The organism is uncultured Caulobacter sp. (assembly GCF_937900395.1).
Taxonomy (GTDB): domain Bacteria; phylum Pseudomonadota; class Alphaproteobacteria; order Caulobacterales; family Caulobacteraceae; genus Caulobacter.
In genome coordinates this window covers 1-14374 of record NZ_CALCDX010000082.1, presented here as the reverse complement: position 1 = coordinate 14374, position 14374 = coordinate 1, and the positions used below count along the sequence as shown (strand labels likewise).

The following is a 14374-nucleotide window of genomic DNA, read 5'->3' as shown; positions in this document are numbered from 1 at the left end:
CTCTAAGTCATGGCCTTGAAGCAATTTAACCCGACCAGCCCCGGCCAGCGCGGCCTGGTGCTGATCGACCGCAGCGAACTTCACAAGGGCAAGCCCGAGAAGAAGCTGGTCGAAGGCCTGACCAAGTCGGGCGGCCGTGGCGGCAATGGCCGCGTGGCCGTTCGCTTCCGCGGCGGCGGCGCCAAGCGCCTCTACCGTCTGGTCGACTTCAAGCGCCGCAAGCAAGGCGTGGCCACGGTCGTTCGTCTCGAGTACGACCCCAACCGCACCGCCTTCATCGCCCTGATCAAGTATCAGGCCGACGGCGAGCTGGCCTACATCCTGGCCCCGCAACGCCTGAAGGCCGGCGACGAAGTCGTCACCGGCGAGAAGGTCGACGTGAAGCCGGGCAACGCCTCGCCGCTGCGCACGCTGCCGATCGGCACGATCATCCACAACATCGAGCTGAAGCCCGCCAAGGGGGGGCAGATCGCCCGTTCGGCTGGCGCCTACGCCCAGCTGGTCGGTCGTGACGCCGGCTACGCCCAGATCCGCCTGAACTCGGGCGAACTGCGCATGGTGCTCGACACGTGCATGGCCACCGTCGGCGCCGTTTCGAACCCCGACCACATGAACCAGAACCTCGGCAAGGCCGGTCGTTCTCGTCACATGGGCCGTCGCCCGCACGTCCGCGGTGTCGCCATGAACCCGGTCGACCACCCCCACGGTGGTGGTGAAGGCCGGACCTCGGGCGGCCGTCACCCGGTGACCCCGGCTGGTAAGCCGACCAAGGGCGCCAAGACCCGCGTCAACAAGGCCACGGATAAGTTCATCATCCGCTCGCGCCACAAAGCGAAGAAGGGCCGCTAAGCCATGACCCGCTCCGTCTGGAAAGGCCCGTTTGTCGACGGGTACCTCCTGAAGAAGGCCGATGCCGCTCTGTCGTCGGGCCGCAAGGACGTCATCAAGACCTGGTCGCGTCGCTCGACGATCATGCCGCAATTCGTCGGCCTGACCTTCGGCGTGCACAACGGCCACAAGCACGTTCCCGTGCTCGTGTCGGAAGACATGGTCGGCATGAAGTTCGGCGAATTCGCGCCGACCCGGAACTTCCCGGGTCACGCCGCCGACAAGAAGGCCAAGAGGAAGTAATCATGGCCAAGCAAAAGCAAGCTCGCCGCCTCGACGGCGCCGAAGCGATGGCCAAGGTTCGCACCCTGCGCACCAGCGCCCGCAAGCTGAACCTGGTCGCTCAGTCCATCCGTGGCCTGAACGTCCAGCGCGCTCTCAACGAGCTCGAGTTCAGCCACAAGCGTATCGCTCAGGACGTCCGCAAGGCGCTGTACTCGGCGATCTCCAACGCCGAGAACAACCACAACCTCGACATCGACTCCCTGGTCGTCGCCGAGGCCTATGTGGGCAAGAACCTGATCATGAAGCGTTTCTCGCCCCGCGCTCGCGGTCGCGCGACGCGCGTTGAGAAGCCGTTCTCCGAGATCACGATCGTGGTCCGCGAACTGGGTGAGGCCGCCTAATGGGTCAGAAAGTCAATCCGGTCGGGCTGCGGCTCGGCGTGAACCGCACCTGGGACAGCCGTTGGTTCGCCGACGGCGCCCAGTACGGCAAGATGCTGCATCAGGACCTCGCGGTCCGCGCCGCCCTGAAGAAGCGCCTGTACCAAGCTGGTGTCTCGCGCATCATCATCGAGCGTCCGCACAAGAAGTGCCGCATCACGATCTATGCCGCTCGTCCGGGCGTCATCATCGGCAAGAAGGGCGCTGACATCGACAAGCTCCGCAAGGACCTGTCGGTTCAGACCGAGGGCGAAGTCCACCTGAACATCGTCGAGATCCGCAAGCCGGAAACCGACGCTCAGCTGGTGGCCGAGTCGATCGCTCAACAACTCGAGCGTCGTATCGCCTTCCGTCGCGCCATGAAGCGTTCGATCCAGTCGGCCGTGCGCCTCGGCGCCAAGGGCATTCGGATCAACGTCTCGGGTCGCCTCGGCGGCGCTGAAATCGCTCGGATGGAGTGGTACCGCGAAGGTCGCGTGCCGCTGCACACCCTGCGCGCCGACATCGACTTCGGTTTCGCCGAAGCCAAGACCACCTACGGCATCATCGGCGTGAAGACCTGGATCTTCAAGGGCGAGGTGCTGGAGCATGATCCGATGGCGCTCGACAAGCGCCTGGCCACCGAGTCCGGCCCCGCCGGCGAAGGTGGCGGCCGTGAGCGCGGCGATCGTCCCGACCGGGGCGACCGTCGTGACCGTCGCGATCGCGCCTAAGGATTAGATCGCCATGCTGTCTCCGAAGAAGACCAAATTCCGCAAGCAGTTCAAGGGCCGCATCCACGGCGCCTCGAAGGGCGGCACCCTGCTGAACTTCGGTTCGTACGGCCTGAAGGCCGTCGAGCCGGAGCGCATCACGGCCCGTCAGATCGAAGCCGCTCGTCGCGCCATCACCCGCCAGATGAAGCGTCAAGGCCGCGTCTGGATCCGTATCTTCCCGGACGTGCCGGTCACCGGCAAGCCGGCGGAAGTCCGGATGGGTAAGGGTAAGGGCGCGGTGGATTACTGGGCCGCTCGCGTGGCTCCGGGCCGCATCATGTTCGAAATCGACGGCGTGCCGGACGATATCGCGCGTGAAGCGCTGCGCCTGGGCGCCGCCAAGCTGCCGATCCGCACCCGTGTTGTCACCCGCATCGACGCGGGTGTGGCCATGGAGGCTTGAGGCTCATGAAGATCGCTGACATCCGGGGCATGACCCCCGACCAGCTGGCCGAAGCCCTGCTGAACCTGAAGAAGGAGCAGTTCAATCTGCGCTTCCAGGGCGCCACGGGCCAGGTCGAGAAGACCCACCGCTTCAACGAGATCCGTAAGGATATCGCGCGGATCAAGACCGTGCTGCGCGCCAAGGCCGCGGCTTAAGGAGAACGATATGCCCAAGCGTATCCTCGAAGGGGTCGTCGTCTCCGATAAGGGCGACAAGACCGTGGTGGTGAAGGTCGAACGGACCATCGTTCACCCGGTTCTGAAGAAGATCGTGCGTCAGTCCAAAAAGTACCACGCGCACGACGAAGCCAACGCGTACAAGGCCGGTGAAGCTATCCGCATCATCGAGTGCGCTCCGAAGTCCAAGCTGAAGACCTGGGAAGTGCTTCCCAAGGCTTCCGCTTAATCTGGAAGGTTTAGACCATGATCCAGATGCAAACTAACCTGGAAGTCGCTGACAATTCTGGCGCTCGCCGGGTCATGTGCATCAAGGTGTTGGGCGGCGCTGGCCGTCGCTACGCCAGCGTGGGCGACGTCATCGTCGTCTCCGTGAAGGAAGCCATTCCGCGCGGTCGCGTGAAGAAGGGTGACGTGCTGCGCGCCGTCGTCGTTCGCGTGAACCAGAACCTGAAGCGCAAGGATGGTTCGGTCATTCGGTTCGACAAGAACGCCGCGGTGATCGTGAACAAGCAAAGCGAGCCGGTCGGCACGCGGATCTTCGGCCCGGTTCCTCGCGAACTGCGCGCCAAGAACCACATGAAGATCATCTCCCTCGCTCCGGAGGTGCTGTAATGGCCGCTAAGATCAAGAAGGGCGACCGCGTCGTCGTTCTGGCCGGCAAGGACAAGGGCAAGCAAGGCGCTGTCCTGCAAGTCCTGCCGAAGGACAACCGAGTGGTCGTGGAAGGCGTGAACATGGTTTCGCGTCACACCAAGCCGACCCAAGCCGAACCGCAAGGCGGCATCAAGAACAAGGAAGCCGCGCTGCACGTCTCGAACGTCGCCATCGTGGATTCCAAGGGCAAGCCCACCCGCGTCGGCTTCAAGATCGAAGGCGACAAGAAGGTGCGCGTCGCCAAGACGACCGGCGAGGTGATCAATGGCTGATCAAGCTTACGAGCCCCGGCTGAAGACCGTTTATCGCGAGCGCATCCGCGCCGCGATGAAGGAGCAGTTCGGCTACACCAACGAAATGCAGATCCCCAAGCTGGACAAGATCGTCCTGAACATGGGCATCGGCGAGGCGGTGGCCGACTCCAAGAAGGCTCAGACCGCCCTGAAGGACCTGGAAGCGATCGCCGGCCAAAAGCCCGTCGCGACCCGCGCCCGCAAGTCGATCGCCGGCTTTAAGCTGCGCGAAGGCATGGTGGTCGGCGCTAAGGTCACCCTCCGCAAGGACCGGATGTACGAGTTCCTGGACCGCCTGGTCACGATCGCGCTGCCGCGCGTGAAGGACTTCCGCGGCCTGAACGGCAAGAGCTTCGACGGCCGTGGCAACTACGCCATGGGCCTGAAGGAGCACCTGGTGTTCCCGGAAATCAACTATGACCAGATCGAGCAGATCTGGGGCATGGACATCATCGTCTGCACCACTGCGAAGTCCGACCAGGAAGCCAAGGCTCTCCTGAAGGAATTCCAGTTCCCGTTCGTCAACTAAGAGAGCGGGAAGGGAAAACAAACCATGGCCAAGAAAAGCGCCGTCAACCGCAACGAAGCCGTCCGCGCTCTCGTCAAGAAGTTCGCCGAAAAGCGCGCCGCGCTGAAGGCGATCGCCAACGACGAAAGCCTGCCGCTCGAGGAGCGCTTCGAGGCTCGCCTCAAGCTCGCCAAGCTGCCGCGTAACAGCGCCGCGATCCGCATCCGCAATCGCTGCGAAGTCACCGGCCGCCCGCGCGCCTATTACCGCAAGCTGAAGATGAGCCGTATCGCGCTCCGCGAACTGGGTTCGCAGGGGCAGATCCCCGGCCTCGTCAAGTCGAGCTGGTGAGGACGATCAGATGTCGATGAACGATCCCCTGAGCGATATGATCGCTCGCATCAAGAACGCCGCCACGCGCAAGCGCTCGAAGGTGTCGACGCCGGCTTCCAAGCTGCGCGCTCGCGTCCTGGACGTGCTGGCCGACGAAGGCTACATCCGCGGCTACTCGCTGGTCGAGAAGCCCGGTGCGTTCCCCGAATTCGAGATCGAGCTCAAGTACTTCGATGGTGAGCCCGTGATCGCCGAGATCAGCCGCGTGTCCAAGCCTGGCCGTCGCGTCTACTCCTCGATCAAGGACCTGAAGCCGATCAAGAACGGCCTGGGCATCTCGATCCTTTCGACGCCGAAGGGCGTCATGTCGGACACCGCCGCGCGCGACGCTAATGTCGGCGGCGAAGTCCTCTGCCGCGTCTACTAGGCGCGGGAGGGAAAGAGCATGTCACGTATCGGTAAGAAAGCCGTCGTCATCCCCGCGAACGTCACCCTGACGCTCTCGGGCCAGACGGTCACGGTGAAGGGCCCCAAGGGTCAACTCTCGTGGACGATCGCCGACGAGATCGAGCTGAAGCAAGAGGGCAATGAACTCTCGCTGACGCCTCGCGTCGACACGAAGCGCGCCAAGGGCATGTGGGGTCTGTCCCGCACGCTGGTGGCCAACATGGTGCACGGTGTGACCACCGGCTTCGAGGAAAGCCTCGAACTGGTCGGCGTCGGTTACCGCGCGGCCATGAAGGGCACCGCCCTGAGCCTCCAACTCGGTTTCAGCCACGATGTGGACGTTGCGGCTCCGGCCGGCATCACGTTCGCCACGCCGAAGCAAACCGAAATCAAGATCGCCGGCATCGACAAGCAGGCGGTTGGTGAGATTGCCGCGAAGATCCGCCGCATTCGTCCGCCGGAACCCTACAAGGGCAAGGGCGTGCGTTATGCTGGCGAGACCGTTCGCCGCAAGGAAGGCAAGAAGAAGTAAGCCATGGCGCTCTCTCCTCGTGAATCGGCGGCCAAGCGCGCTCAGCGCGTTCGCACCCGCCTCAAGAGCCTCGCCAACGGTCGTCCGCGTCTGTCGGTCTTCCGTTCGTCGAAGAACATCTACGCCCAGATCATCGATGATGAACGCGGCGTGACCCTGGCGTCGGCTTCCACTCTGGAAGCCGAAGGCAAGGGCGCGGACAAGGATGCCGCTGCCAAGGTTGGCAAGCTCGTCGCCGAGCGCGCCATCGAAAAGGGCGTCAAGGACGTCGTTTTCGACCGGGGCGGTTACATCTTCCACGGCCGGGTGAAAGCCCTGGCCGACGCCGCGCGCGAAGCCGGCCTGAACTTCTAAGGGAACGAAAATGGCTCGTGGTGAACAACAGCGCGGTGAAGGCGGTCAACGCCGGGACCGTCGCGACCGCAACGCCCCCGAAGAGCGGGTCGACAGCGACATCGTCGAAAAGCTCGTCCACATCAACCGCGTCGCCGCCACCGTGAAGGGTGGTCGTCGCTTCAGCTTCGCCGCTCTGATGGTCGTGGGCGACCAAAAGGGCCGCGTCGGCTTCGGTCATGGCAAGGCGCGTGAAGTGCCGGAAGCCATCCGCAAGGCGACCGAAGAAGCCAAGAAGACGATGATCCGCGTTCCGCTGCGCGAATCCCGCACCCTGCACCACGACGGCGCTGGCCGTTGGGGCGCTGGCAAGGTGATGATGCGCGCGGCGCCTCCCGGCACCGGCGTCATCGCCGGCGGCCCGATGCGCGCGGTTCTCGAAACCCTGGGCGTCCAGGACGTCGTGGCCAAGTCGACGGGTTCCTCGAACCCGTACAACATGGTGCGCGCCACGTTCGAAGCCCTGAAGGTGCAATCGTCGCCCCGCCAGATCGCCGCCAAGCGCGGCAAGAAGGTTGGCGACATCCTCGGCCGCCGCGCCGACGGCGCTTCGGCGCCGGAAGCCATCGAGGGCTAAGTCATGGCTGAAGCTAAGACCGTCACGGTTCGCCAAACCGGCAGCCCGATCCGTCGTGAAAAGGACCAGCGCGCGACGCTCGTTGGTCTGGGTCTGAACCGCGTGGGTCGTGTCTCGACCCTGCAGGACAACCCCTCGACCCGCGGCATGATCCGCAAGGTCCAGCACCTGCTGGAAATCGTCGAGTAGTCCTCTACAAGACGCGAAATACGCCACCCCGGTGCAAGCCGGGGTGGTTTTCGTTTGAAATCCTGCCGATTTTAGGGTTTTAAGCGCGCTCCGAAATTCAACAGCCGAGTCCGGACCTCGTCCGGGCGCAGATCTCCAAGGAGAGGCACATATGACCAAGCTGAACGAACTGGCTCCCCGCGAAGGCTCGACCAAGGGCCGCATGCGCGTCGGCCGCGGCCCGGGTTCGGGCAAGGGCAAGACCAGCGGCCGCGGTGTGAAGGGTCAGAAGTCGCGTACCGGCGTCTCGATCAACGGCTTCGAAGGCGGTCAAATGCCGCTGCACATGCGTATGCCGAAGCGTGGTTTCAACAACCCGTTCCGCCTGGAGTTCGCCGAAGTGAACCTGTGGCGCCTGGAACAGGCCGTCGCCACCGGCAAGATCAAGAAGGGCGCCGAGCTGGGCGCTGCTGAACTGGTCGCCGCCGGCGTCATCCGTCGCGAACTCGACGGCGTGAAGCTGCTGGGCAAGGGCGAGATCAAGACCGCCCTGAAGCTGACCGTCTACTCGGCCACCGAAGCCGCCATCAAGGCCGTCGAGGCCGCCGGTGGTTCGGTCACCGTGACCAAGAAGGCCAAGGCGCAAGCCGAAGCCTAATCAAAATAGACTGTCATCCCGGTCCAGCGCGCAGCGCGCCGAGCCGGGACCGCGGCAAGCGTCGGCGTTTCCGGCGGTCCCGGCTCTACACTTCGTTCCGGCCGGGATGACAGTTCTTTTCGAGGCTCGCCGTGACATCGCGGCGAGCCTCACCTATTTGTGGCGCTCTCCTCGGATCAGCCTGGTCCGGGAAACCTAATTTCAGAGCGCGATCGCCGCCGAAGCGGTATTGGCTTTCGGCTATCGCGCTCCTGAGTCGTGGGGATCTGTATGGCCTCGGCCGCCGAACAACTCGCAGCCAACATGAATTTCGCGTCGTTCCAAAAGGCGACGGAACTTCACAAGCGTATCTGGTTCACGATCATCGCCCTGATCGTCTATCGCCTGGGCTCCTACGTTCCGATCCCCGGCATCGACGTCAACGCCTTCGCGCGGTTGTTCAACAACAACTCCGAAGGCATCCTGGGCATGTTCAACATGTTCTCGGGCGGCGCCGTCGAACGGATGGCGATCTTCTCGCTGAACGTCATGCCCTACATCAGCGCCTCGATCATCGTGCAGCTGATGGGCACGGTGTATCCGCCGTGGGAGAAGCTGAAGAAGGAAGGCGGGGAGGCGGGCCGCAAGACGCTCAACCAGTATACCCGCTACCTGGCCGTGGTTCTGGCTGTCGTGCAGTCGGCCTCGATCGCCATGGGCCTGGCGGCTCAGCCGGGTGTCGTGGTCGAGGGTATCGGCCAGGTGTTCTTTGTCGTCTCGACCGTCGTGGCGCTGACCGGCGGCACCCTGTTCCTGATGTGGCTGGGTGAGCAGATCACCAGCCGCGGCGTCGGCAACGGCGTCTCGCTGATCATCTTCGCTGGCATCGTGGCGCGCCTGCCGATCGTGCTGGGCCAGATGCTGGTCCAGGGTCAGACCTCGGGCAACTACACCCCGCTGTTCCTGATCGTGATTGGCTGCGTGGCCGCCATCCTGGCCATCGTCTTCATGGAGCGCTCGCAGCGCCGCCTGCTGGTTCACTATCCCAAGCGCCAGCAGGGCAACCGCATGATCGGCGGCGAGAGCTCGTTCATGCCGCTGAAGATCAACACCGCGGGCGTCATTCCGCCGATCTTCGCCTCGAGCCTGCTGCTGCTGCCCACCACGGCCATGCAGTTCGTGCAGACCACCAACCTGCCGGCGTGGGCCTCTTGGCTGCCGGGCGTCGTGGGCGCGCTGCAGCACGGCCATCCGGCGTTCCTGATCTTCTACGCCCTGCTGATCATCTTCTTCTCGTTCTTCTACACCTCGGTCGTGTTCAACCCCGAGGAGACGGCCGAGAACCTGCGCAAGTACGGCGGCTTCCTGCCGGGCATCCGTCCGGGCAAGCGCACCGCCGAGTACCTGGACTACGTGCTGACCCGCCTGACCGTGATCGGCGCGGCTTACATCACAGCCGTCTGCGTTGCGCCGGAGCTGGCGATGATGGCGATCAAGTCGAACCAGTTCGCCCTGGGCGGCACGTCGATCCTGATCGTGGTGACGGTGACCATGGACACCGTCGCCCAGATCCAGTCGCACCTGTTGGCCCACCAGTACGAGGGGCTCATCAAGAAGTCGAAGTTGCGCGGCGGTCGCGGCCGCTAAGCGAGGCTTCAATTTTATTACAAGCGTCGGAAGCCGGTTTGTCACAAAACCGGCTTCCGTTTTTATCGCCGGGGCTCTAGGTCTGCTCCGGGAGACAACCGGGCGCAGACCCGGTGACGCGCGAAGGGGCTTCTATGAATTTGATCCTGTTCGGCCCGCCGGCGGCGGGGAAGGGTACTCAGGCCAAGCGCCTGGTCAGCGAGCGCGGCATGGTGCAGCTCTCAACCGGCGACATGCTGCGCGCCGCCATCGCTTCAGGCTCGGAGCTCGGCCAGCGCGTCAAGGGGGTCCTGGACCGCGGCGAGCTGGTCACCGACGAGATCGTCATCGCCCTGATCGAGGAGCGCCTGCCCGAGGCCGAGGCGGCTGGCGGCGCGATCTTCGATGGCTTCCCGCGCACGGTCGCCCAGGCCGAGGCTCTGGATAAAATGCTGGAGGCGCGCGGTCAGAAGATCGACGTCGTTCTCCGACTCAAGGTAGACGAGCCGGCCCTGATCGATCGGATCAAGAAACGGTTCGAAGAGCAGGGACGGCCCGACGACAATCCGGAAGTCTTCGTGACTCGCCTGGCCGCCTACAACGCCCAGACCGCGCCGCTGCTGCCGTATTACCAAGGGCAGGGGAAGCTGAAGGAACTGGACGGGATGGGTTCGGTCGAAGCCGTGGCCACGTCCATCGACGCCGCTCTATCGGGAGTGGCCTAACAAAGCCCGAATTCATTGGATGTCCGGTGGATTCAGTTGTTGACGGAAGCGAAACGATCCCTATAACGGGGCGCTTCCGCGAAAGGGCGCGATCCGTGCGCGCCGGTCTTGGTCTCCTGATCAAGCCGGGCGCGCCGTTCGCGTCTTTAGTGCGTGACTAGGAGAACATTAGACGTGGCCCGTATCGCAGGCGTCAACATCCCGACGAACAAGCGCGTGCTGATCGCGCTTCAGTACATTCACGGCATCGGCCAAAAGTCCGCTCGTGACATCATCACGAAGGTGGGCATCGAGGATGCGCGTCGCGTCAATCAACTGACCGACGCCGAAGTCCTCGCGATCCGCGAGACGATCGACCGTGACTACACCGTCGAGGGCGACCTGCGTCGCGAGAACTCGATGAACATCAAGCGCCTGATGGACCTGGCCTGCTATCGCGGCCTGCGTCACCGCAAGGGCCTGCCGGTCCGCGGTCAGCGCACCCACACGAACGCCCGCACCCGCAAGGGTCCGGCCAAGCCGATCGCCGGCAAGAAGAAGTAAGGTAGCCTGACCGATGGCCAAGGAACCGGGTCGCGTTAAACGCCGCGAACGTAAGAACATCACCTCGGGCGTGGCGCACGTGAACGCCTCGTTCAACAACACCATGATCACCATCACCGACGCCCAGGGCAACACGATCTCGTGGTCCTCGGCCGGCATGATGGGCTTCAAGGGCTCGCGCAAGTCGACCCCGTACGCCGCTCAGATGGCCGCCGAAGACGCGGGCAAGAAGGCTGCGGAACACGGCGTGAAGACCCTGGAAGTCAACGTCTCGGGCCCGGGCTCCGGCCGTGAATCGGCCCTGCGCGCCCTGCAGGCCGCGGGCATGACCATCACGACCATCCGCGACGTCACGCCGATCCCGCACAACGGCTGCCGTCCGCCCAAGCGTCGTCGCGTCTAGTACTTTTTAGACCACAATCTTCCTTCGCCGGCTGCGCAAAACGCGGCCGGCGAGCCGCGTTCAAGGGACCGACCACGTGATCGAAAGAAACTGGAACGAGCTGATCCGTCCTGAGAAGCCGCAGATCGAAACCGGGGCCGACGCCAGCCGCAAGGCTCGCATCGTCGCCGAGCCGCTGGAGCGTGGTTTCGGTGTGACGCTCGGCAACGCCCTGCGTCGCGTTCTTCTCTCGTCGCTGCAAGGCGCCGCCGTCACCGCCATCCAGATCGATGGCGTGGTGCACGAATTCTCCTCGCTCGAAGGCGTCCGTGAAGACGTCGTCGACATCGTTCTGAACATCAAGCAACTGGCCGTGCGCATGCACGCCGAAGGCCCCAAGCGCATGACCCTGCGCGCCACGGGCCCCGGTCCGGTCACCGCCGGCCAGATCGAAACCCCGGCCGACATCGAGATCCTGAACCCCGACCACGTGCTTTGCACGCTGGACGACGGCGCTTCGGTGCGGATGGAGTTCACGGTCAACACCGGCAAGGGGTACGTCCCGGCCGACCGCAACCGTCCGGAAGACGCGCCGATCGGCCTGATCGCCGTCGACGCCCTGTACTCGCCGGTCAAGCGCGTCGCCTATCGCGTCGAGCCGACCCGTCAGGGCCAGTCGCTGGACTACGACAAGCTGATCCTGGAAGTGGAAACCAACGGCGCCGTCACTCCGGTGGACGCCGTGGCCTACGCCGCCCGGATCCTGCAGGACCAGCTGCAGATCTTCATCACCTTCGAGGAACCGAAGGCCAAGTCGGCCGACGAGTCCAAGCCGGAACTGCCGTTCAACCCGGCCCTGCTGAAGAAGGTGGACGAGCTGGAACTGTCGGTCCGTTCGGCCAACTGCCTGAAGAACGACAACATCGTCTACATCGGCGACCTGATCCAGAAGACCGAAGCCGAGATGCTCCGCACCCCGAACTTCGGCCGCAAGTCGCTGAACGAGATCAAGGAAGTGCTCGCCGGCATGGGTCTGCACCTCGGCATGGACGTGCCGAACTGGCCGCCGGAGAACATCGAAGACCTGGCCAAGAAGTTCGAAGACCAAATCTAGGACTTCTAGCTATCGCGCTAATCCGGGCCGCTTCTCCTCTCCTCGGAAAGGGAAGGCGGCCTGGGCCTTTTGAAGCCGCAACCGCGGTGGAGGGCCCCGGCGCTTCGCTCTGACCCGGTCGGGAAAGACTGGGATTGGTGATCATCAGGCGCTTACGAGTTTCGCGCCGCTCGGGCTTGATGCCCAGGAGAGAAGAAAATGCGTCACGGCTACGCCCATCGCAAACTGGGCCGCACCTCGGCTCACCGCACCGCCATGTTCGCCAACATGTCGGCCTCGCTGATCAAGCACGAGCAGATCGTCACCACCCTGCCGAAGGCCAAGGAACTGCGTCCGATCGTCGAAAAGCTGGTCACCCTGGCCAAGCGCGGCGACCTGCACGCTCGCCGCCAAGCCATCAGCTCGGTTCGCGACGTCGAACAAGTCGGCAAGCTCTTCGCGGTCCTCGGCCCGCGCTACAAGGACCGTCAGGGCGGCTACATCCGCGTCCTGAAGGCCGGCTTCCGCTACGGCGACAACGCTCCGCTGGCCGTCATCGAGTTCGTCGATCGCGACGTCTCGGAAAAGGGCAAGGACTCGGGTCCGGTCTACACGAACGAAGCCGAAGACTAAGATTGTCAGCCTAGGCTGATACGAGAAGGCCCCGGAGCGATCCGGGGCCTTTTTCGTTAGGGCGCTTGGGAGCGCGCGGACGGCTCTCGACCTGGACCGGACGCGGACCACCAATCTAAGGCGCCCCGACGGTGAGCCTATAGCTCAAGGACCAGCGGGCAATGGTCCGAAACTTCCGGCTGCTTGACGACGGTGAAGTCGGCGACCGTGACCCGCTCGTTGACCAGGAGGTAGTCTGCGAACGTTCCAGGCTTGGTGTAGTGGGAGGTCCGTGTGCTCTCGAAACCTTGCGTGGTGACGAGATCGACCAGACCGAGTTGGCCGAGGATTTCGAAAGTGCGGCTCCCAGGCTCCACGTTGAAGTCGCCGCAGACAACAAGCGCATCGTCTGAGGATGCGATCCTCCGCACCAGTTCCGCCAGTTTCTCCGCCTGAACCACGCGCTCTGGCGTGTCGCCCTTTCCGCCAAGGTCGCGGAGGCCGTGCATGTGGGCGACACAGACGAACCGCGCCTTCTCGTAGTCGAAGACGCGCACGACGTGGGCGTTGCGGGACCTCGGATGCTCACCGTATCCGAATGGTGAGAACGCCTTGTGCACGAAGCCCAGTGTTTGCTCGGTGATGGGGAAGGCGCGATGCACGAATGTCGCTAGGCCCCATTGCGACGCGACAGGCCGGTCCTCGTCCCAGAGAACGCCCTGAGCCGCTGGACAGAACAGCGCTGCCATGGTCGGGCAACGCCGCCGCCACGTCGGCGAAGAAGTTCGCCCGCTGCGGCAATACGTGATCAACATCCCTGTAGGTCAGCCATTCCTTACGGCTATCGGGGCTATGCACCACCTCCTGCAAGCATAGGATGTCGGGAGCCGATGAGCGCAGGTATGTCAGCAGCGGCTCGTGGAGCTTCCCGCCCCACCCATTCAGGCACATGATTTTCAAGGCGCCACCCGGTGCTCAGCCATCTGGGAGAAGACGATACCTACGTCATGTCTCGATTCCGCCCGTGGCGGACCGACAACGCGTCCGCCATCGCCGCGCGTTGGGCAAGAGCTAGCGGTCTTCCTCTCACTCCTTCGTCAGATCCTGCCGCCGGAACAGCCACGCCGCCGCCGCCGTCAGCGCCGCGGTCCAGACAATCAGAGCCGCCAACGCCGCGCCGGCCGAGCCGCCGGCGTCGCCCAGCTGGTCCGGCGCCAGCAACGCCGCCCGCAGCAGGTCTGCGTCGAAGACCGGGATGGACAGCAACTTCCAGCTGGGCGGCCCTTGTTCCATCGCCCGCAGGGCCCCCGCCAGGATCGTCTGGACGAAGCGTACGCCCAGGCAGGCGATCACCACGCCCAGGGTCGAGCGCGACAGCACGCCGACGCAGGCCGCCAGCGCGGCGAGCGTCATGGCTTCCAGCCAGGTGATCGCCAACACGCCGACGATGTCGAACGGATTGCGGTCGAGCAGCGACACCGCCACCGTCTTACCGTTGATCGCCGAGCCGATCAGCGCCGCGAAGGCCGACAGGGCGGCGGACAGCAGCAGGCTCCAGAACACCGCCTCGCCAACGACCGTCAGCTTGGCGAGAAGCAGGTTCTGACGCGTATTGCGCGGGGCCAGCAGCCGCCAGGTTCCCCAGCGATAATCGCCGGCCAGCACCGCCGCCGCCCCGATCATCAGGAACAGCGCGCCGAAGGTCGAGGCGCCGTTCGACAGGGTCTTGACGACCTGGTCGATCAGCCCGATCGCGAGGCCCGGCATCGGCTTCTTGATCACGAAGCGCAGGAAGAGGTCACCGCCCACGCTGAGCAGGAAACCAATCAGCGGCGCGAAGCAGAAGCCCCAGAACAGGGTCGAACGGTCGCGCAGCAGGCGGAAGCGTTCGGCGGCGATGGCGTCGGCGAGCATCAGGC

General features: G+C 64.2%; 25 protein-coding genes. 23 read left to right on the top strand and 2 right to left on the bottom strand.

The window, feature by feature from the left end; all coding sequences use genetic code 11:
* Positions 1–9: 9 nt before the first annotated feature.
* From rplB to rplQ, 23 genes are all read left to right on the top strand, one after another.
* A complete protein-coding gene (gene rplB, locus Q0379_RS07180) occupies positions 10–849 on the top strand; it encodes a 50S ribosomal protein L2 (RefSeq protein WP_066684372.1) in 840 nt (279 codons plus the stop codon).
* Positions 850–852: 3 nt separating this feature from the next.
* Entirely contained in the window at positions 853–1131 is a 279-nt protein-coding gene (gene rpsS / locus Q0379_RS07175) for a 30S ribosomal protein S19 (protein ID WP_010919131.1), read from the top strand.
* 2 nt (positions 1132–1133) lie between these two features.
* Positions 1134–1514, top strand: a complete 381-nt coding sequence (gene rplV / locus Q0379_RS07170; RefSeq protein WP_013078649.1) for a 50S ribosomal protein L22 — start codon at positions 1134–1136, stop codon at positions 1512–1514.
* Positions 1514–2266 (top strand): 30S ribosomal protein S3, encoded by a 753-nt coding sequence (gene rpsC / locus Q0379_RS07165; protein WP_013078650.1) that lies wholly within the window; start codon positions 1514–1516, stop codon positions 2264–2266. Before rplV ends, rpsC begins: the two co-directional genes overlap by 1 nt.
* A 13-nt stretch (positions 2267–2279) precedes the next feature.
* The gene (gene rplP / locus Q0379_RS07160) at positions 2280–2711 is read left to right on the top strand and encodes a 50S ribosomal protein L16 (protein WP_066684373.1); all 432 of its coding nucleotides are present in this window, start codon (positions 2280–2282) and stop codon (positions 2709–2711) included.
* Between the two features lie 5 nt (positions 2712–2716).
* On the top strand, positions 2717–2908 hold the full coding sequence (rpmC, locus tag Q0379_RS07155; protein ID WP_099538899.1) for a 50S ribosomal protein L29: 192 nt from the start codon (positions 2717–2719) through the stop codon (positions 2906–2908).
* A gap of 10 nt (positions 2909–2918) precedes the next feature.
* Entirely contained in the window at positions 2919–3158 is a 240-nt protein-coding gene (gene rpsQ / locus Q0379_RS07150) for a 30S ribosomal protein S17 (protein ID WP_010919136.1), read from the top strand.
* Positions 3159–3175: 17 nt separating this feature from the next.
* Positions 3176–3544, top strand: a complete 369-nt coding sequence (gene rplN, locus Q0379_RS07145; protein WP_010919137.1) for a 50S ribosomal protein L14 — start codon at positions 3176–3178, stop codon at positions 3542–3544.
* The gene (rplX, locus tag Q0379_RS07140) at positions 3544–3858 is read left to right on the top strand and encodes a 50S ribosomal protein L24 (RefSeq protein ID WP_299006288.1); all 315 of its coding nucleotides are present in this window, start codon (positions 3544–3546) and stop codon (positions 3856–3858) included. The genes rplN and rplX overlap by 1 nt, the downstream gene beginning before the upstream one ends.
* A complete protein-coding gene (rplE, locus tag Q0379_RS07135; RefSeq protein ID WP_013078654.1) occupies positions 3851–4408 on the top strand; it encodes a 50S ribosomal protein L5 in 558 nt (185 codons plus the stop codon). Before rplX ends, rplE begins: the two co-directional genes overlap by 8 nt.
* A 24-nt stretch (positions 4409–4432) precedes the next feature.
* Positions 4433–4738, top strand: a complete 306-nt coding sequence (gene rpsN, locus Q0379_RS07130) for a 30S ribosomal protein S14 (protein WP_013078655.1) — start codon at positions 4433–4435, stop codon at positions 4736–4738.
* Positions 4739–4748: 10 nt separating this feature from the next.
* A complete protein-coding gene (gene rpsH / locus Q0379_RS07125) occupies positions 4749–5147 on the top strand; it encodes a 30S ribosomal protein S8 (RefSeq protein ID WP_013078656.1) in 399 nt (132 codons plus the stop codon).
* Positions 5148–5165: 18 nt separating this feature from the next.
* The gene (rplF, locus tag Q0379_RS07120; RefSeq protein ID WP_299006280.1) at positions 5166–5699 is read left to right on the top strand and encodes a 50S ribosomal protein L6; all 534 of its coding nucleotides are present in this window, start codon (positions 5166–5168) and stop codon (positions 5697–5699) included.
* Between the two features lie 3 nt (positions 5700–5702).
* Entirely contained in the window at positions 5703–6053 is a 351-nt protein-coding gene (gene rplR, locus Q0379_RS07115) for a 50S ribosomal protein L18 (protein WP_066684377.1), read from the top strand.
* A gap of 10 nt (positions 6054–6063) precedes the next feature.
* On the top strand, positions 6064–6669 hold the full coding sequence (gene rpsE, locus Q0379_RS07110) for a 30S ribosomal protein S5 (RefSeq protein WP_010919144.1): 606 nt from the start codon (positions 6064–6066) through the stop codon (positions 6667–6669).
* Between the two features lie 3 nt (positions 6670–6672).
* Complete coding sequence (rpmD, locus tag Q0379_RS07105; protein WP_010919145.1) at positions 6673–6858, top strand: 50S ribosomal protein L30; 186 nt, start codon at positions 6673–6675, stop codon at positions 6856–6858.
* Positions 6859–7009: 151 nt separating this feature from the next.
* Positions 7010–7495, top strand: a complete 486-nt coding sequence (rplO, locus tag Q0379_RS07100) for a 50S ribosomal protein L15 (protein WP_066684378.1) — start codon at positions 7010–7012, stop codon at positions 7493–7495.
* Positions 7496–7765: 270 nt separating this feature from the next.
* A complete protein-coding gene (gene secY / locus Q0379_RS07095; protein WP_299006258.1) occupies positions 7766–9121 on the top strand; it encodes a preprotein translocase subunit SecY in 1356 nt (451 codons plus the stop codon).
* Positions 9122–9255: 134 nt separating this feature from the next.
* Positions 9256–9825: an adenylate kinase gene (locus Q0379_RS07090; RefSeq protein WP_299006255.1), complete on the top strand. Its 570-nt coding sequence runs from the start codon at positions 9256–9258 to the stop codon at positions 9823–9825.
* 174 nt (positions 9826–9999) lie between these two features.
* Positions 10000–10368 carry a 30S ribosomal protein S13 gene (rpsM, locus tag Q0379_RS07085; protein ID WP_066684382.1) on the top strand — a complete coding sequence of 123 codons (369 nt, stop codon included), beginning with the start codon at positions 10000–10002 and terminating at the stop codon, positions 10366–10368.
* A 13-nt stretch (positions 10369–10381) separates the two neighbouring features.
* On the top strand, positions 10382–10771 hold the full coding sequence (rpsK, locus tag Q0379_RS07080) for a 30S ribosomal protein S11 (RefSeq protein ID WP_013078663.1): 390 nt from the start codon (positions 10382–10384) through the stop codon (positions 10769–10771).
* Between the two features lie 76 nt (positions 10772–10847).
* A complete protein-coding gene (locus tag Q0379_RS07075) occupies positions 10848–11864 on the top strand; it encodes a DNA-directed RNA polymerase subunit alpha (RefSeq protein WP_013078664.1) in 1017 nt (338 codons plus the stop codon).
* A 198-nt stretch (positions 11865–12062) separates the two neighbouring features.
* Positions 12063–12476 carry a 50S ribosomal protein L17 gene (gene rplQ / locus Q0379_RS07070; protein WP_013078665.1) on the top strand — a complete coding sequence of 138 codons (414 nt, stop codon included), beginning with the start codon at positions 12063–12065 and terminating at the stop codon, positions 12474–12476.
* Positions 12477–12613: 137 nt separating this feature from the next.
* Here the strand turns inward: rplQ and Q0379_RS07065 are convergent, their stop codons facing one another.
* Both Q0379_RS07065 and Q0379_RS07060 read right to left on the bottom strand, forming a co-directional pair.
* Positions 12614–13204: an endonuclease/exonuclease/phosphatase family protein gene (locus Q0379_RS07065; RefSeq protein WP_299006242.1), complete on the bottom strand. Its 591-nt coding sequence runs from the start codon at positions 13202–13204 to the stop codon at positions 12614–12616.
* A 337-nt stretch (positions 13205–13541) separates the two neighbouring features.
* On the bottom strand, positions 13542–14369 hold the full coding sequence (locus Q0379_RS07060; protein WP_299006325.1) for an ABC transporter permease subunit: 828 nt from the start codon (positions 14367–14369) through the stop codon (positions 13542–13544).
* Positions 14370–14374: the final 5 nt, after the last annotated feature.